We start from the raw sequence: 16,228 nt of genomic DNA, 5'->3' as shown, positions 1-16,228 counted from the left end.
CCCCCCCCCCCCCCCCCCCCCCCCCCCCCCCCCGGGGCTGGATAGCATTGCTGGATGAGCCTGCGGGACCGCTTCTACACCCGGCGCACCGCCGCGGCGATCATGGCGCCCTCGTCCATCCTGCTGGCCGGAGCGGGGGCGGCGGCGGCGATCGCGGTCGGGGTGGGCCCGGGGCTGGCCTTCGGCCTTGCAGCCGTCGTCTACGCCGCCTGGGTCGCGCGGCTGATGCCGAAGGATCATCCGGCCCCGACCGAGGCGCAGATCGACCTGTCGCGCCTGGGGGACTCGTGGCGCTGGTACGTCAAGGAGGCGCAGGACGCGCGGGCGCGCTTCGACCAGGCGGTGGCCGCGACCTCCGCCGGCCCCTTGCAGGAGCGTCTGGCGCAGATCGGGGTGCGGCTGCGCGACGGGGTCGCGGAGTGCTGGCGGATCGCCAGCCGCGGGCAGGACCTCGAGACCGCGCTCGCCCAGCTGGCACCGGCCGACCAGGTCGAGCAGCGCATCCGCACCTTGCAGGAGGGTCCGGCCTCTCCCACCACGGCGTCGCTCGTCGACGCCCTGCGGGGCCAGGCGGAGACCTACCGGCGGATCGCCGCCACCGCCCAGGACGCGCGGGAGCGCCTCCAGGTGCTCGAGGTGCGCCTCGACGAGGCGGTGGCGCGCGCCGTGGAGCTGTCGTTGAAGGTCGACGATCCGGTCGCGCTCGGTGGCCTCGACGCCGACGTGGACCGCCTGGTCGGCGAGATGGAGGCGCTGCGGGAGGGGCTGGAGGAGGCCGCGGGCCAGACCGCGGTCGGATAACGTCCGGGTACTCACACGAAAGGGTCAGCGATGGGCAAGGTTCTGCGGCGGTGGTGGCGGTACCTGTCGGCGAAGCTCGGCAGCAGCTTCGAGGAGCGGGCCGACCCCAAGATCCAGATCGAACAGGCGATCGTCGAAGCGCAGGAGCAGCACAAGCGCCTGCGGGAGACGGCCGCCAACGTCATCGCCAACCAGAAGAAGGCGGAGATGGACCTCGAGCGGGCGATGCAGGAGCTCGAGAAGCTGAACGCCACCACCCAGCAGTCACTGATCATGGCGTCGGAGGCCGAGCGCTCCGGTGACGCCGCACGCGCCACCGAGCTGACGCGGACCGCCGAGGCGTTCGCGAACCAGCTCATCGCCAAGGAGGAGGACGTCGAGGCGCTCAAGCAGCAGGTGTTGAGCGCCACGCAGTCGGCGGATCAGGCGAAGGCGGCCGTGGCGCAGAACTCGGCGATGTTGCAGAAGAAGCTCGGCGAGCGCCAGAAGCTGCTGTCCCAGCTCGACCAGGCGAAGATGGCCGAGCAGATGAGCGCGGCCATGGAGTCCATGTCGGCCACCGTCGGCGAGGACGTGCCGACCCTGGACCAGGTGCGCGACAAGATCGAGACCCGCCTGGCCAAGGCCAAGGGCATGGCGGAGCTGCAGTCCGACTCCGTCGAGGGCCGCATGCTCGAGGTGGAGCAGGCCGTGTCGTCCAACCAGGCGTCGGCACGGCTGTCGGAGATGCGCTCCAAGCTGGGGCTCACCGCGGCGCCCACCGCAGAGGCTGCCCCCGCCGCAGCGGAGCAGAGGGAGGACGAAGCCACCTGAGCCGCGTTCGCGGGCGAAAAGTCGCCTATTTCGTGCACATGCCGGCTCGGCACGCCATCCTGGGCGGATGCTGTCGCCGCCACGGCGCAGGTTCGCGGCTCTTGCATGGGCCCTGGGCCTGCTGCTGATCCCTGCCTTGATCCTGCCCCTGCCGGCGCGGCCGGCGGTGGGGCAGGAGCCCGCCCCGGCCGAGGCGGCCGAGGCGGAGCGCCTCGCGGCCGAGCAGGCCGAGGCTGCGCGTCTCGAGGCCCAGCGCGTGGAGGCCGAACGCGTGGAGGCGGAGCGCACGCGGGCCCTCCGGGCTGCCGTGGAGTCCGCCAAGGGCGAGCTCACCGGTGCGGAGGGCAACCTGATCGCGGCGCTGGGTCGGCGCAACCGGGCGGCGGGCGACCTGGTGGTCGCGCGCCTGGACGTCGCTGAGGCGCAGGAGCGCGTGGTCGAAACCCGAGACCGCGCCGAGCGGGCCGGGCGCGCCCTGGAGGAGGCCAAGGCAGAGCTCGAGGACGCGACGCAGGCCCTGACAGCGGAGGCGGTCAGGGCCTACCGGGCCGGGAGCTCGAACCAGACCCCGGCGATGATGGCGATGGAGGCCGCGATGCGTTCGCGCTCCCCGAAGGAGTTCGTCGACGGCGTCGGCTACCTCCGCCAGATGCTCCCGAGGAGGGTGGAGCAGCGCCTGCAGGCCGAGCTGGACGAGGCCCGCGCTGGCGAGGCGGCCGGCCAGCGGGCCCATCGCCGGGCCGTGGAGGAGCTCGCGCACGCCGAGGAGGCGCTGCGCGCGGCCGAGGCCGAAGCGCCGCGCGCCGAGGCCCGCTTCGCCGCGGCGCTGGGCGCCCACGCCAACCGCACGAACGGGATCATCGGTGACGCCGACCGCCAGCGCGCAGCCACCCAGGCCGCGCCCCCCACCCCGTCCACCGCCGAGAACGTGCAGCTGACCCACGACCTCGTGGCGCTGGCGAGGAAGGCGGCCGAGGTGGCCGAGCGCATGCGGGCGGGCTCGACGCGCATCGAGGCCGGCAAGGAGGGGGTCACCTCGTGGCGGGCATCCCGATGCCCGGTCAACGGACCGACGCAGTTCGTCAACGACTGGGGCTTCCCGCGCACGGGAGGGCGCAGCCACGAGGGGACGGACGTGTTCGCGGAGCGGGGCACAGCCGTCGTGGCGATGGCAGACGGCGTGGTCACGAAGGTCTCCCGGGCCGACGTGGGCCTCGGCGGACGCTCGGTCACCTACGAGGTCGACGGGTACGACGTCTACAACGCCCACCTGGACACCGTCGCCGACCTGGAGGAGGGCGACGAGCTCGAAGCCGGACAGGCGATCGGCACGGTGGGCACGACGGGCAACGCCCGGGGCACGCCACCCCACAACCACCTCGGCATCTACCGGCCCGAGGGCGCGCCCGTGAACCCCTACCCGCTCCTGCGTCGAGCCTGCCGCTGACGAGGGGATCGCCGGAGCGTGCGGAGGGCGATCGCAGCATTGGGCCACCGCCAGGGCCCGATCCTCCCCAACGCCTGCGGTGGTCGTGTGGCCCGGCGACTTGCCCGGACGCGGCCGTCGCGCAGCGACCGCCATGGGATGCTGACGCGTGGTCGTCCGCGGGTGCGAGCCTCAGGCTGACCCGAGCTCCACGGAGGCGCCTGGACCGAGCCGGTCGCGGATGAGGGCCTCCAGCTCTGCGGCCCGGGCAGCGTCGTGGGCCTGCCGGCGACGCAACCGCTGGAGCTCGACCACGGCCAGTCCCGGCACGTCCGGGCCGTCGCCCTCGAAGGCGGGGCACAGCGCGCGGTAGTCACACCAGGGACAGAGCGGCGAGGGACGCGGCTGGTAGTCGGTGGCGGTGCGGACCGTCGCGGCGACGTCCCGGATGGTCGCCAAGGCCCCGTCGACGTCGATCTCACCGCGGTCGACGCTGACGCGCATCCCGGGCACGACGAAGTCCAGGGCAACCCACTCGGGGTCCTGACCCCAGAGCTCCCTCGCGGCCAGGCAGTAGATGGCCAGCTGCAAGCTGCCCACCACGCGCTTGCGGGGTTTGGCCTTGCGGTTGGTCTTCCAATCGACGATGCCGATGCCGCCCGAGGGCGTGCGGGCCACGTGGTCGATCGACCCGACCACCTCGACCCCGTCACCGATATCGAGCTCGAACCACTGCTCGCACGCCACGGCGGGCACATAGACGGGCGCGTAGCGCGCGTGGTGACGGCGCAGCACGTCTTGGGCGTGGGCGTACCACCGCAGCTTCTCGTCGCGGGCCATGCCCTCGAACCCGGTGTCGTCCCAGCCGTCGTACAGGCCTTGCAGCAGCACCTCCACCGGCGGCGGCTGCGGCAGCTTCTGGTCCCACCACGACTCCAGCGCGGCGTGTACCGACGTGCCCCACGACAACGTCGGGCTCGGCTCCTGGGGCAGGCGGTCGACGTAGGAGAAACGGAACTTCAACGGGCACGTGAGAAAGGCGTCCACCCGGGAGAAGGACAGGCGCAGGGGTGCCGGTGCGTCGGTCGCGCCCGCGTCGCCCGCGTCGCCGGGGGTGCCGGGGACGGCTGGCGCGGCTGGCGCGGCTGGATCGGTCGCGGTGTGGAGTGCGGACATGGTCAGAAGGGTAACCGGCGGGTGCGACACCACCGAGCATCTCTCCTGACCTCGGTCTCCGGGCACCCCAACGCCGGCGCGCCGCCCGAGTAGGCTTCCCGGCGATGCGCATCCGGCCGACCTTCACCCATCTGGCGCAGGGCATGCTGATGGGCACCGCCGACGTCGTCCCCGGCGTCAGCGGCGGGACGGTGGCCCTGATCGTCGGTATCTACACCCGTCTGATCGACTCCATACGGGCCGCCGCGTCGCTGCGACTGCGCGACGTGGAGTGGGGGCTGGTGCTGCCGCTCCTCGGGGGGATCGTTGCAGCCCTGGCCGTGGGGACCCTCGTGATCCCACCGCTCCTGGAGGCCTACCCCGCGCGGGCGCGCGGGCTGTTCTTCGGGCTCGTGGCGGCGTCCCTGCCTGTCCCGTGGCGGGCCATCGCCCGTCCCGGGGTCCGCGAGGCGGTCATGGTGCTGATGGCGGCCGCCGTCGCGTTCGTCCTGGTCGGTGTCCCCCCCCGCACCGTCGCCGACCCGGGGGTGCTGATGGCGGCCGCTGCGGCGTCGGTGGCGATCTGCGCGATGATCCTGCCGGGGGTCAGCGGGGCGTTCCTGCTCGAGGCCATGGGGATGTACCAGCCGACCCTGCAGGCCGCACGCGACCTCGACGTCGTGTACGTGGCCGGCTTCGGGGTGGGCGCCGTGCTCGGCCTCGGGGCGTTCTCCCGGGTGCTCGGATGGCTGCTCGAGCGCCGCCACGACGCCACCATGGCCGCCCTCGTGGGATTGATGGCGGGGGCCCTGCGGGCGCTGTGGCCGTGGGCGGACGAGGACCGGGGCCTCCTGGCCCCACCCGACGACCTCGCGGCGGTCCTGGCCGTGGTGGGTCTGGCCCTGCTCGGCTTCGCGGCGGTGAGCGCCCTCGTGATGTGGGGCGCCCGTCGCGAGCGGTCGGAGGTGCCGGCCTCCTGACCGTCCCGACTCGCGGCGCGCGACGTGGTCCGGGTCACGAGGCCGTGGGTGTGCCGAGGTGCCGCGCGACGAAGTCGATGGCCAGCGCCTGCTGGCGGATCGTCTCCTCCGCGGAGAACGAGCCATGTCCCGCATCGAAGATGTCGTAGGCGTGGGGCACACCCCGTTCGGCGAGGGCGGCGACGTAGCGGTCGACCTGGCGGATGGGGCAGCGGGTGTCGTTGCGGCCCGTGATGATCAGGACGGGGGCGCGCACGCGGTCGACGTGGGTCAGTGGTGAGCGTTGCCGGTAGAGCTCGGGTACCTCGGCGGGGGTCCCGCCGAACAGGGCACGGTCGAACTCCTGCAGGGCGGGGGCCTCGTCGGCATAGGCCGTCAGGTAGTCGGCAACCGGCACGACCGCAACGGCCGCCGTCCAGGCGTCGGGTTGCGTGCCGATGCCCTGCAACGCCAGGTAGCCGCCCCAGGACCCGCCGGCCAGCACGACCCGCCCGGGGTCCACCAGGCCCTGCCCGACCAGGTGGTCACGGCCCGCCCGCACGTCCACGAGCTCGGGCCGCCCGGGATCGCCTTGCAAGGCGTCCTCCCACGCCTTGCCGTAGCCGGTCGACCCGCGGTAGTTGGGCAGCAGGACCGCGAAACCGTGGTCGACCCAGGACTGCACGTGGGGCTCGAAGCCGTCGTCGCTCTGCGCCTGGGGGCCGCCGTGCACCTCCACGACCAGGGGATGGGGCGCGGGCGTCGGCGGCACGGCGAGGAACGCGTGCACGGTCCCCCCGTCACCGTTCGGGTAGTGCAGCGACCGGTAGGCGACACCCTCGGGGGCCGGGTCGCCGGGGGGGACGAGCAACGCCCGGTCACCCGCGGGGCCCCTGGCGCGCACCTGTGGGGGTCTGGCCGACGACGTGAACGCGTACCACAGCTCACCGTCGTCGCGGACGCGGGCCCCATGGACGTTGCCCGCCCCGAGTGGCACGAGCTCGGCGTGCCCCGCTTCCAGGTCATAGCGGAGGAGCTCGGTGCGTCCGAGGTGGTCGTGGCCGAGCAGCAGCGCGGAGGCGTCTGGCCACCAGTCGGCGACCCACACCTCCCCCGGTAGGTCCAGCTCGAGGGCCACCCGCTCCCCGGTCGCGGGGGTCCAGACCTGCGGGCGCAGACTCCCGCCGGCATCGGCGAGCAGGGCGAGCCGACCGTCGCCGCGCACGGGGGACCAGCCGGCCGGCACGGTCGTGTTGCCGGGCCCGTCGAACGCCTCGGCCAGCGCCTCGCCCGTCTGCGCGTCGATCACCCGCACGGCCGGGTGCAACGTGTCGCCGTGCTCGGTGTGGCCGATGGCCAGCAGCACGGCGTCCCGGCTCAGGCCACCGACATCGGCAGGGTGCTCGTGGTGGTACACCAGCGCCGGCTCGTCGCGGTCACCGGCGTGGATCGAGAACCCCCCGCTGTCGGCCACGCCGACCGCGACCCGGTCCGCGCGCAGCGACAGCCCCGCGGACCACCCGGCACCGACGACCGGCACGAGCGGGGTGGCCGGGCCGCCGTCGAACGGGGTGACCACGTAGCGCCCGACCTCGTCGCCGTCGTGGTCGTCGAACCACGCCACGGCGCTGCCGTCGGGCAGGAGCGCGCCGCCCCGCACGCCGGTCGCCTTGTCGGTGAGCGGCGTGTGCACGCCGGTCGTGCGGTCCCACGAGTGGACCTGCCAGACCCCCGAGGCGTTGGTGGCGTAGACGGTTCGGTCCGGCGCGTCGTCGGCCCAGGCGGGCAGGGACACCCGGGCAGCACGGAACCGCTGCCGCCAGGAAGCCTCCGAGCCGGCGGCCACGGCGGCCCGCCCGCTGCTCACACGATGCCCACGAGCATGGTCTGGCCGATGATGTGGTCCTTGGCGGCGTTGCGCACCTCGCTCCGCGTCACCCCGGGCGGGAGGTCCAGCAGTTCGGTGTCCAGCGCGTACAGCCGGAAGAACAGCCGGTGGGGGCCGCGCTCCTCGCTGGCGATCGGGCCGTTCCAGCCCACCTGGTCGAACTCGTTGAGCCCTTGGACGAGGGAGATGTCATCGCCCTCGATGATCGCGTCGTCGGAGATGCCCTCCGGCAGGGACGACGAGTCGGGGGCCATCCCGTACACGATCCAGTGCGTGAACACGCCGGTCTCGGCGTCGGGATCGTCGCAGATGAGGACAAGCTCCTTGGTTCCTGCCGGTGCGCCCGTCCAGGCCAGGGGCGGGGAGAGGTCATCTGCGTCACCGCTGTAGCGGAGTGGCAGGGGCGTGTCGTGCTCGAACGCTGGGCTGGTGAGGCGGAAGGCCGCCATGGTGTGGTTGCTACCTCCTGGACGCGAGCCGCCCGGGCGGGCGGGCGGCAAGCGTAGAGTGTCGGGCGCCGGCTCGCTTGGACCAGGGTGCGGACGAATCGGGCGGTGCCTTGACGAGCGCCTCGAAAGGGGTACCGTTTGAGGACTCCGCCGAGTCGTCGTCAAGGAAGGTCGTCAATGCGCCCGCGTCTCCTGCTCGTGCTGCTGTCACTTGCTCTCGCCGCAACCACCGTCGCCCCCGCCGCCGCGGCACCGTCGCCCGAGGAGGACGCCGCCGTCACGGCCAAGCCGGAATGCGACGACCCGGTCACGGTCGCCGACGGCACCCCGGTGCTGTTCGAATCGCTGGGTGAGCTGCTGCCGACCCGCACGGCCGCCCTCCCGCTGGGGCTCGGGGCCTGCACCGGTGTGCGTCCCGGAGCCACCGTGCTGAACGACGTGGGTCTGTGCTCGTTCAACTACCTGTTCCACGGCAGCGACGGGCAGCGCTACATGGGCACGGCTGGGCACTGCGTCCTCGGCGCCGTCCCCGGTGAGCAGACGTGGGCGCCCGGCAGCGGCCCGGTGGCGCGCGACGCCACCGGCAACCGCGTGGGGGAGTTCGCCTACGCGGTGCTGGGCGGCGTGCGCGACTTCGCCCTGGTGCGCCTCGACGACGGCGTCCCCGCCAGTCCCCAGATGTGCCACTTCGGTGGCCCGACGGGGATCAACGAGGACCTCTCGCCCGGCCCGGTCATCCTGCAGCACTACGGTCAGGCGCTGGTGTTCGGCCAGCTCCTGCCGGCGCGCACCTCGATCGCGCCGACCACCAGCGACCCGAACCAGGTCTTCGCCAACGGCCTGGCCCTCTTCGGCGACTCCGGCGGCGCGGTCAACAGCGCCGACGGGCGCGCCATGGGCGTGCTGGTGACGGTGGGGCTGCACCTGGGAGGCGTGACCAACGTCGGCACGATCGGCGTCACCAGGATCGCCCCCCAGGTCGCGCAGGCCAAGGGGGCCCTCGGCCTGAGCGCGTTGGAGATGCAACTCGCCCCCCAGCTCTAAAGGGCCCGCTGGGTCAGCCGAGGGCCTCGGCCAGGCGGTCGAGGCCCGTGGAGAGGTCGTCGTCACCCAGGGCGTAGGACAGGCGGGCGTAGCCGGGCGCCCCGAACGCCTCGCCCGGGACCAGCGCGACGCGCGCCACATCCAGGAGGGCCTCGCAGAGCTCCACGGCGGTGTGGACCGTGCGGCCACCGATCGTCCGGCCGAGCACGCCCTCGAAGGACGGGAAGGCGTAGAAGGCGCCCTCGGGCAGGGGGCAGGTGACCCCGTCGATCGCGGACAGGCGCGCGTGCGCCAGCTGGCGGCGGCGGTCGTAGGTGGCCCGCATGGTGGCCACCTCGTCCAGCGGGCCCTCGATGGCGGCGAGGGCCGCCGCCTGCGCGACGCCTGACACGTTGGACGTGAGGTGGCTCTGCAGGCGGGTCATCGCGGCGGTGATCGCCGGCGGGGCGATCGACCAGCCCACGCGCCACCCCGTCATCGCGTAGGTCTTGGCCACGCCGTTCACCACCACGCAGCGCGCCCTGGCCTCGGGGACCACCGCGGGCAGCGACACGTGTCGGGCGTCGCCGTACACCAGATGCTCGTAGATCTCGTCGGTGACCACCCACACGCCCGTGTCGGCCGCCCAGCGCCCGATGGCCTCGACCTCCTCGGGCGGGTAGACCGCACCCGTCGGGTTCGACGGGGAGACGAAGACCAGGAGCTTGGTGCGGGGGGTGCGGGCGGCCTCGAGCTGCTCGACGGTCACGCGGAAGCCCGACGCCGCATCGGTGGCGAGGACGACGACGACGCCGCCCGCCAGGCGGACCTGCTCGGGGTAGCTGACCCAGTAGGGGGCCGGCAGGAGCACCTCGTCGCCGGGGTCGACCAGGGCCTGGAAGGTGTTGTAGAGGGCGTGCTTGCCGCCGTTTGCGACCAGCACCTCCGTCGCGTCGACCTGCAGGCCCGAGTCCCGGGCGGTCTTGACGGCGATCGCCGAGCGCAGCGCGGGGAGCCCGGCTGCCGGCGAGTAGCGGTGGTTGGCGGCATCCGCGCACGCGTCCTGGGCTGCGGCGACGACATGCGGGGGCGTCGGGAAGTCCGGCTCCCCCGCGCCGAAGCCGATGACGTCCTCGCCCTGTGCCCGCAAGGCCTTCGCCTTCGCGGTGATCGCCAGGGTGACCGACTCGCTGAGATCCCGAAGCCGTTGTGACGTGTGGTCGGTGTCGGCACGGCTGGTCATGACCTGCTCCCTGATCGGTCGCCCCGCGGCGGTGGGCGGCACGCTACACCGTGCCCGTGCCACGGGCGTCAGCGCGGGTCAGCGAAGACCGCGACCCTCGAGATGGGCGAGGAACGCCTTGACCGGCTGACCCGAGAGATCGAGGTGCTCCCGCTCGGCGTCCCACAGGTGGATGAGGCGCTGCCAGCTGAGCTCGCGCAGGGCCAGCGGCGGGATGGTTCGGCGGTGCGCGAGCTCGGCGCGCAGCGTCGCGGGGTCGCGGAGCTCGTTGATGCGGGCGGACAGGTCCCCGGCCGCGGGTGTTCCCGACGGGTAGACGACGGCGATCGTGAGTGCACGGGAAAGGCGTCGAGCGTGGGTCAGGCCGGCGTCGATGAGCTCCAGGAGACGGTCCCGCCCGCCGCCTCCCCGTCGGTACTGGGTGCCGATGGGGTCCACGAGCAGGAGTGTGTCGGGCGACTCGACGCGCACGGGCAGGTCGATCGCCTGCTCGAAGGCCGACAGGGCGTCATCGGCGTGGCCGGCCGCGGCGCTGCGCTGCTTGATCGCCGTCGTGTACTCCGGGCTCGGCCGCAGGAAGGGCTCCCGGTCCCGGCCCGTCCACAGCGAGATCCGCAGGGGGGCGCGGACCGCCGTCCCCCCAAGGGCCTGCAACCGGTAGGCAAGCCAGTCCTGGTCGGCGTGGGTGGCAAGTGACGCGAAGATGTTCCACGTCAGCAGGTCCACGCTCTCCGCGTCGGACTCCATCGCCGCGAGGCGTTCGTGCCCAGCGCCCAGGATCATCGCGAGCCGGTCGGGGTAGAACACGGGGCGCGTCTGGGTCCGTTGCCGTCTCATCCGGGCAGGATCGTACCGGCATGGGCGGGCGGCATGCGGGGGTCGTCGGCGTCGGCGGCCTCGATCTCCTCGCGGGTGATGCCCAGCAGGAAGAGGATGGCGTCCAGGTAGGGGACGCTCACGGCGGTGTCGGCGGCGCGCCGGACCGCCGGCTTGGCGTTGAACGCGATGCCGAGGCCCGCACGGGTCAGCATGTCGAGGTCGTTCGCGCCGTCGCCCACGGCCACGGTCTGCGTCAGCGGTATGCCGGCCTCGGCCGCGAAGCGCTCGAGCAGGTCGGCCTTGGCCGCACGATCGACGACCGTGCCGATCAGGCCGCCGGTCAGGTGCCCGTCCACCACCTCGAGGGTGTTGGCTGCCGCGAAGTCCAGGCCGAGACGGCGCTGCAGGTCGTCGGTGATGTGGGTGAAGCCGCCTGACACGATCGCGGTCCGGTAGCCGAGACGCTGCAGCGTGCGCAGGAGGGTGCGGGCGCCCGGCGTCAGCACCAGCTGGTCGCGAACCTCGTCGAGGGCCGAGACGGGCAGCCCCTCGAGCAGTGCGACGCGGTCGCGCAGGGACTGCTCGAAGTCGAGGTCGCCGGCCATGGCCTGCGCGGTGATCTCCCGCACCCGCCCGAGGCAGCCCGCCCGCTCGGCGAGGGCTTCGATCACCTCGCCCTGCACGAGCGTCGAGTCCACGTCCATGACGATCAGCCGCTTGGCCCGCCGGTAGATCGTGGCCGCCTGCACCGCCACGTCAACCCGGCAGGCCGCGGCCTCGGCTGCGAGCTCGGCGCGCAGACGATCGGGGTCCCCGCCGGAGACGAGCAGCTCCAACGAGAGGATGGGGTAGCGCGACAGGCGCGAGATCTTCTCGATGTTCCCCCCGACCGCCGTGATACGACCGGTGATGCCGGCGATCGCCTCTGCTCGCAGGGGTTGGCCCAGGATCGTGACGTAGTGGCGCACCTGTTGGACGCGGGGTCGGCGGGAGGCCATCTGCTCGAACTCGATGCTGACGTCCAGTGCTGCGGCACGCTCGGTCAGAGCCGTGCAGGTGGCGCTCTCCTCTGCACCGAGCGAGACGAGGATCCCGAGCGTCAGTCGCTCCCTGATGACCACTTGCTCGATGTCGAGGATGCGGGCTCCCCAGTGGGCCAGCTCCTGGCAGAGGGCGGCCGTGAGTCCCGGCCGGTCGCGTCCGGTGACGGTCAGCAGGAGAGCGGAGGCGTCGTCCATGGATGCGCAGGGTACCGGGCGACGGGTGGCGGCGATCGCGCAGCGACCATCCTGTTGATGCTGAGATAGCCTCGTCGTCGATGAAGGAGATCCCGAAGCCCCAGGAGCTCTTGGCTGCCCGCGCGTCCGCGGAGGCCCTCTTCGAGCTGCTCCGGGAGTGGTTCACGGTGCCGACCGCGGTGACCGTGGACCTGCGTGCGGTCGACTCGGCGGTCTCAGAGCTCGGGGATCCCCAGCTGATCATGGCGATGGCCATGCGCAAGCTCCAGGCATTGCACCTGCTGACCACGCCGGGGGTTCGCACCACGACCGACGTGGTCCTCACGGTCATCCAGGACCTGGAGCGGGCGCTGCTGCAGGCGCCGAGCATGCACCTGCGACACGCGGCCGCCGCGACGGACTGGGATGCCGCGCTCGCTGCGCTCCACGGTGAGCAGGACACGACCGCGCCTCAGGACGACGAGGCCGCTGCGCCCGCCCCCGACGAGATCGAGACGTTCCGGGCCCACCACACCGCCCTGCACGAGGCCGCCCGGGCGGTCCTGCACGCCTCAGACGGCGAGATCCGGGCCTTGATCTGACTGGTTTAGAGTGGCCGGCGTGAACCTGCTCGACGTGTTGCTCCTGCTGCTGGTCGTGTACGCATCGGTGCGCGGATTCCGCCAGGGCGCCCTGTCCCAGGTCACCGCTTTCGGGGGTGCGGTGATCGGCATCATCCTTGGTGCGAGCTTCGCCCCCGACTTGGCCTCGAGGTTCGTCGAGGGGCCGGGTCCCACCTTGGCGATCACCACCCTCGGGTTGCTCATGGCGAGCTTCCTGATCGGCCAGGGTGTGGGGTTCGCGATCGGCCTGCGGCTCCGGGCCGCCGCGGCCGTCGCCGGTGCCGCTCCCGTGGACCGCATCGCGGGCATCGCCGTCGGCGTGCTCGTGCTCGTCATCGGCGTCTGGCTGCTGGGCGGGGCGTTCGCCCAGGGGCCCATCGCCTCGGTCGCCCGGCAGGTCCGCGGCTCGGCCGTGGTCGCGGCAGTCCACGACGCCCTGCCGCCCGCCCCCGACGTGTTCGGGCGCGTCGGCTCCTACTTCGACCAGCAGGGCTTCCCGCAGGTCTTCAGCGGCATCACGGGCGGGGCCACCGCACCGCCGGTGGACGCGCCCTCGGAAGGTGCGGTGGCGGCCGCCGCCCAGGCAGGGCAGGCGAGCACCGTGCAGGTCCAGTCCCTCGGCTGCGGCGGCGTGTCCACGGGCAGCGGGTTCGTGACCCAAGCCGGCTACATCGTCACCAACGCCCATGTGGTGGCCGGCGGCGAGTCCCTGACCGTGCGCGACCAGTCCGGCACGCACGAGGCGGTGGCGGTGGGATTCGACGGCAGCCTGGACCTGGCCGTGTTGTCGTCACCAGCCACGACCGCACCGCCGATCGGCTGGTCCGCGCAGCCGGCGGCGCGCGGGGTGCAAGGGGCGACGCTGGGCTTCCCCGGCGGGCAGCGGGAGCTGGTCGTGAAGCCGGCGACGGTGCGGGACCGGCAGGCCGCCATCGGTCGCGACATCTTCGGGCGCGGCACCGTGGAGCGGGAGGTGCTGACCCTGGCCGCCGAGGTGGTGCGCGGCGACTCCGGCGGCCCCTTCGTCACGGACCAGGGCACCGTGGGCGGCGTCGTCTTCGCTGCGGCACCGGGAGAGCCGGGGACGGGCTACGCCCTGACCGCCGAGCGGGTGCGCCCCGACGTCGAGGCCGCCATCGGGCGCAACGCCGGTGTGGACACCGGACCCTGCCGCTTCTAGGAGGAGCGGGCGTGGACCCCGGTCTGCCTAGAGGCGGAGCATCTCTGCGACCTGGAAGGCCAGCTCCAACGACTGCTGGTTGTTGAGCCTCGGGTCGCAGGCGGTCTCGTACCGGGTGGCCAGGTCGAGGTCGGCGATCTCCTGGGCTCCGCCGAGGCACTCGGTCACGTCCTCGCCCGTGAGCTCGATGTGGACACCGCCCGGGACGGTGCCCTCGGCCCGGTGCACGGAGAAGAAGGTCCGCAGCTCGCCGAGCACATCGGTGAACCGGCGGGTCTTGAAGCCGGCCTCGCTCGTGAACGTGTTGCCGTGCATCGGATCGCAGGACCAGACGACCGGCAGGCCCAGGTCGCGGACACCACGCACGAGGGGTTGCAGCGCCTGCCCGACGCTGTCGACCCCCATGCGGGTGATCAACGTGAGGCGCCCGGGTATGGCATCGGGGTTCAGGCGTGCGGTCAGCGCCTCGACCTCGTCCACTGTGGCGGAGGGCCCCAGCTTCACGCCGATCGGGTTCTGGACCCCGGAGAGGAAGTGGACGTGGGCGCCGTCGGGATCACGGGTGCGCTCGCCGACCCAGAGCATGTTGGCGGAGCAGTCGTACCACTGCCCGGTGAGCGAGTCGCGGCGGGTCAGGGCCTCCTCGTACCCGAGCAGCAGTGCCTCGTGCGACGTCCAGAACTCCACCGTCTGGAAGGTGGGATCCCGGGTCACGTCCACGCCGCAGGCGCGCAGGAAGGCCAGCGCTCGGGTGATCTCGTCCGCAATGGTCGCGTAGCGGCGGCCCTGGGGGCTCGCGGCGACGAACTCCTGGTTCCAGACATGCACCTTCTCCAGGTCGGCGAAGCCGCCTGCGGTGAACGCCCGCAACAGGTTCAGGGTCGTCGCCGCCTGCTGGTAGCAGCGCACCAGGCGGGACGGGTCGGGCCGCCGTGCGTCGGCCGTGGATTCCAGGGCGTTGACCGCGTCGCCCCGGTAGGACGGCAGCCGCACGTCCCCCACCATCTCGGTGTCGGCCGAACGCGGCTTGGCGAACTGCCCCGCGATCCGCCCGAGCTTCACGACCGGCATCTGCGCCCCGTAGGTGAGCACGGCGGCCATCTGGAGGATGATCTTGAGCTTGTCGCGGATAGCGTCGGCGCTGAACCCGGCGAAGGTCTCGGCGCAGTCGCCGCCCTGGAGCAGGAACGCCTCGCCTGCGGCCACCTTTGCCAGCTGTGCGCGCAGATGGCGGGACTCGCCCGCGAAGACCAGCGGCGGCTGAGCAGCCAGTTCCGAGAGGGCAGCCTTCAGGGCCCCCTCGTCGGGCCAGCTTGGCTGCTGGCGCGCCGGAAAGGCCCGCCACGAATCGGGTGCCCAGGAGCTCATCGCACCCATGCTCACACCACCCCTCGCTCCGTGCAAGGAATGGGCCCGCTACATCCTCCGGCTGTGGCGCGAGAACGGTGGCGTACCGTTACCGCTGCCGGGGCGCACGGCTCCGGCTCCCCCGGGACGGAAGGCGTGGGACAGGATGCGGATCAAGGGCAGCTCGGCGTTGGTCACCGGTGGGGCATCGGGACTCGGCCAGGCCACCGTCGCGGCACTGGTCGATGCGGGCGTGCGGGTGGTGGTCGCGGACCTGCCGACGTCCAAAGGCAGGGCCGTCGAGGCCGCGCACGGCCACCGCACGCGGTTCGTGCCGACGGACGTGACCAAGCCCGGCGAGGTGCAGGCCGCCATCGATACCGCGGTGCGCGAGTTCGGCGGGCTGCACATCGCGGTCAGCTGCGCCGGTGTGGCCGACGCCGGCCGGGTGCTGGGCCGCGAGGGCCCCCACCCCCTGGACCAGTTCGCCAAGGTGGTCCAGGTCAACCTCATCGGGACGTTCAACGTGCTGCGCCTGGCGGCCGCAGCCATGGCGAACGGCGAGCCGATCGGCGAGGAGCGCGGTGTGATCGTCAACACCGCTTCCATCGCCGCGTTCGACGGCCAGGTCGGTCAGGCGGCCTACGCCGCGTCCAAGGCGGGTGTCGTGGGCCTTGCCCTGCCGGCGGCCCGTGAGCTCGCCGAACACGCGATCCGGGTCGTCACCGTGGCCCCCGGCACCTTCGACACCCCGATGCTCGCAGGCCTACCGGACGGGGTTCGGCAGTCCCTGGCCGCAGTGGTGCCGCACCCCGCACGCCTCGGCCGTCCGGCGGAGTTCGCGTCCCTGGTGCGCCACATCATCGAGAACCCGATGCTGAACGGGGAGGTGATCCGGCTCGACGGTGGGTTGCGCATGGCGCCGCGGTAGCACCAGCCCTCGCCGTGGCGTAGTGTCGGTAGGTCACCCGTTCGCCATGACCATGCCGAGAGGCGGATGCGATGTGCGGAATCGTTGCGGCGTACGGAGACGTCGACGTCGACGAGTGTCGTGCCATGCTCGCCCGCCTGCGCCATCGCGGCCCGGATGACGCGGGGACGGTCCAGGTCGGCGACGCGTGGCTCGGTCACCGCCGGCTCGCGATCGTCGACGTGGTCGGGGGCCACCAGCCGCTGTCCACGTCCGATGGCTCGGCGCACCTGGTCGCCAACGGTGAGATCTACAACCACGTGCAACTGCGCGCCGAGCTGGCTGCGTCGTCCACCTCGGCATCCTCAGGGGCGG

16 protein-coding genes are annotated in these 16,228 nt (G+C 72.8%); 9 read left to right on the top strand and 7 right to left on the bottom strand.

Features of this window, described 5'->3' with window-relative positions; genetic code table 11:
- Positions 1-54: 54 nt before the first annotated feature.
- The 3 genes from WD250_06750 to WD250_06740 all read left to right on the top strand — a co-directional run bounded on the left by WD250_06750 (position 55) and on the right by WD250_06740 (position 3,061).
- Positions 55-801 (top strand): hypothetical protein, encoded by a 747-nt coding sequence (locus WD250_06750; GenBank protein MEX2619900.1) that lies wholly within the window; start codon positions 55-57, stop codon positions 799-801.
- A 30-nt stretch (positions 802-831) separates the two neighbouring features.
- Positions 832-1,614: a PspA/IM30 family protein gene (locus WD250_06745; GenBank protein MEX2619899.1), complete on the top strand. Its 783-nt coding sequence runs from the start codon at positions 832-834 to the stop codon at positions 1,612-1,614.
- Between the two features lie 67 nt (positions 1,615-1,681).
- Positions 1,682-3,061 (top strand): M23 family metallopeptidase, encoded by a 1,380-nt coding sequence (locus WD250_06740; GenBank protein ID MEX2619898.1) that lies wholly within the window; start codon positions 1,682-1,684, stop codon positions 3,059-3,061.
- A gap of 171 nt (positions 3,062-3,232) precedes the next feature.
- Here WD250_06740 and WD250_06735 read toward each other — a convergent pair whose 3' ends face one another.
- Positions 3,233-4,216 carry a PD-(D/E)XK nuclease family protein gene (locus WD250_06735; GenBank protein MEX2619897.1) on the bottom strand — a complete coding sequence of 328 codons (984 nt, stop codon included), beginning with the start codon at positions 4,214-4,216 and terminating at the stop codon, positions 3,233-3,235.
- A gap of 104 nt (positions 4,217-4,320) precedes the next feature.
- Between WD250_06735 and WD250_06730 the strand changes: the two genes are divergently transcribed.
- Positions 4,321-5,175 (top strand): DUF368 domain-containing protein, encoded by an 855-nt coding sequence (locus WD250_06730; GenBank protein MEX2619896.1) that lies wholly within the window; start codon positions 4,321-4,323, stop codon positions 5,173-5,175.
- Between the two features lie 34 nt (positions 5,176-5,209).
- Here WD250_06730 and WD250_06725 read toward each other — a convergent pair whose 3' ends face one another.
- Together WD250_06725 and WD250_06720 are read right to left on the bottom strand one after the other, a co-directional pair.
- A complete protein-coding gene (locus WD250_06725; protein MEX2619895.1) occupies positions 5,210-7,021 on the bottom strand; it encodes a prolyl oligopeptidase family serine peptidase in 1,812 nt (603 codons plus the stop codon).
- Positions 7,018-7,491 (bottom strand): YbhB/YbcL family Raf kinase inhibitor-like protein, encoded by a 474-nt coding sequence (locus WD250_06720; protein ID MEX2619894.1) that lies wholly within the window; start codon positions 7,489-7,491, stop codon positions 7,018-7,020. Before WD250_06720 ends, WD250_06725 begins: the two co-directional genes overlap by 4 nt.
- A gap of 177 nt (positions 7,492-7,668) precedes the next feature.
- Between WD250_06720 and WD250_06715 the strand changes: the two genes are divergently transcribed.
- Positions 7,669-8,535 (top strand): hypothetical protein, encoded by an 867-nt coding sequence (locus WD250_06715; GenBank protein MEX2619893.1) that lies wholly within the window; start codon positions 7,669-7,671, stop codon positions 8,533-8,535.
- 13 nt (positions 8,536-8,548) lie between these two features.
- Here WD250_06715 and WD250_06710 read toward each other — a convergent pair whose 3' ends face one another.
- From WD250_06710 to serB, 3 genes are all read right to left on the bottom strand, one after another.
- Positions 8,549-9,757, bottom strand: a complete 1,209-nt coding sequence (locus WD250_06710; protein MEX2619892.1) for a pyridoxal phosphate-dependent aminotransferase — start codon at positions 9,755-9,757, stop codon at positions 8,549-8,551.
- 78 nt (positions 9,758-9,835) lie between these two features.
- Positions 9,836-10,594 (bottom strand): hypothetical protein, encoded by a 759-nt coding sequence (locus tag WD250_06705; GenBank protein ID MEX2619891.1) that lies wholly within the window; start codon positions 10,592-10,594, stop codon positions 9,836-9,838.
- Complete coding sequence (gene serB, locus WD250_06700; GenBank protein ID MEX2619890.1) at positions 10,591-11,814, bottom strand: phosphoserine phosphatase SerB; 1,224 nt, start codon at positions 11,812-11,814, stop codon at positions 10,591-10,593. The genes WD250_06705 and serB overlap by 4 nt, the downstream gene beginning before the upstream one ends.
- Before the next feature lie 80 nt (positions 11,815-11,894).
- Here serB and WD250_06695 point away from each other — a divergent pair, with 80 nt between their 5' ends.
- Together WD250_06695 and WD250_06690 are read left to right on the top strand one after the other, a co-directional pair.
- Complete coding sequence (locus tag WD250_06695; GenBank protein ID MEX2619889.1) at positions 11,895-12,395, top strand: hypothetical protein; 501 nt, start codon at positions 11,895-11,897, stop codon at positions 12,393-12,395.
- Between the two features lie 19 nt (positions 12,396-12,414).
- Positions 12,415-13,596, top strand: coding sequence for a MarP family serine protease (locus WD250_06690; GenBank protein MEX2619888.1), 1,182 nt, complete (start codon positions 12,415-12,417; stop codon positions 13,594-13,596).
- A 27-nt stretch (positions 13,597-13,623) separates the two neighbouring features.
- On the opposite strand, the gene WD250_06685 is transcribed toward WD250_06690, so the two are convergent.
- A complete protein-coding gene (locus WD250_06685; GenBank protein MEX2619887.1) occupies positions 13,624-14,964 on the bottom strand; it encodes a 3-deoxy-7-phosphoheptulonate synthase class II in 1,341 nt (446 codons plus the stop codon).
- 145 nt (positions 14,965-15,109) lie between these two features.
- Here WD250_06685 and WD250_06680 point away from each other — a divergent pair, with 145 nt between their 5' ends.
- The gene (locus WD250_06680; protein MEX2619886.1) at positions 15,110-15,874 is read left to right on the top strand and encodes a 3-hydroxyacyl-CoA dehydrogenase; all 765 of its coding nucleotides are present in this window, start codon (positions 15,110-15,112) and stop codon (positions 15,872-15,874) included.
- 71 nt (positions 15,875-15,945) lie between these two features.
- The coding region (locus WD250_06675; GenBank protein MEX2619885.1) for a hypothetical protein at positions 15,946-16,228 on the top strand (283 nt) is incomplete at its 3' end.

It is taken from the genome of Egibacteraceae bacterium (assembly GCA_040905805.1).
Classification (GTDB): Bacteria; Actinomycetota; Nitriliruptoria; order Euzebyales; family Egibacteraceae; genus DATLGH01.
This window is presented reverse-complemented; position numbering and strand designations above follow the sequence as displayed.

Excerpts from the sequence above, each read along its gene's own strand:
- WD250_06750 (MEX2619900.1), top strand. The coding sequence starts at position 55 with ATGAGCCTGCGGGACCGCTTCTACACCCGGCGCACCGCCGCGGCGATC.
- WD250_06745 (MEX2619899.1), top strand. The coding sequence starts at position 832 with ATGGGCAAGGTTCTGCGGCGGTGGTGGCGGTACCTGTCGGCGAAGCTC.
- WD250_06740 (MEX2619898.1), top strand. The coding sequence starts at position 1,682 with ATGCTGTCGCCGCCACGGCGCAGGTTCGCGGCTCTTGCATGGGCCCTG.
- WD250_06735 (MEX2619897.1), bottom strand. The coding sequence starts at position 4,216 with ATGTCCGCACTCCACACCGCGACCGATCCAGCCGCGCCAGCCGCGCCA.
- WD250_06730 (MEX2619896.1), top strand. The coding sequence starts at position 4,321 with ATGCGCATCCGGCCGACCTTCACCCATCTGGCGCAGGGCATGCTGATG.
- WD250_06720 (MEX2619894.1), bottom strand. The coding sequence starts at position 7,491 with ATGGCGGCCTTCCGCCTCACCAGCCCAGCGTTCGAGCACGACACGCCC.
- WD250_06715 (MEX2619893.1), top strand. The coding sequence starts at position 7,669 with ATGCGCCCGCGTCTCCTGCTCGTGCTGCTGTCACTTGCTCTCGCCGCA.
- WD250_06710 (MEX2619892.1), bottom strand. The coding sequence starts at position 9,757 with ATGACCAGCCGTGCCGACACCGACCACACGTCACAACGGCTTCGGGAT.
- WD250_06705 (MEX2619891.1), bottom strand. The coding sequence starts at position 10,594 with ATGAGACGGCAACGGACCCAGACGCGCCCCGTGTTCTACCCCGACCGG.
- serB (MEX2619890.1), bottom strand. The coding sequence starts at position 11,814 with ATGGACGACGCCTCCGCTCTCCTGCTGACCGTCACCGGACGCGACCGG.
- WD250_06695 (MEX2619889.1), top strand. The coding sequence starts at position 11,895 with ATGAAGGAGATCCCGAAGCCCCAGGAGCTCTTGGCTGCCCGCGCGTCC.
- WD250_06685 (MEX2619887.1), bottom strand. The coding sequence starts at position 14,964 with ATGAGCTCCTGGGCACCCGATTCGTGGCGGGCCTTTCCGGCGCGCCAG.
- WD250_06680 (MEX2619886.1), top strand. The coding sequence starts at position 15,110 with ATGCGGATCAAGGGCAGCTCGGCGTTGGTCACCGGTGGGGCATCGGGA.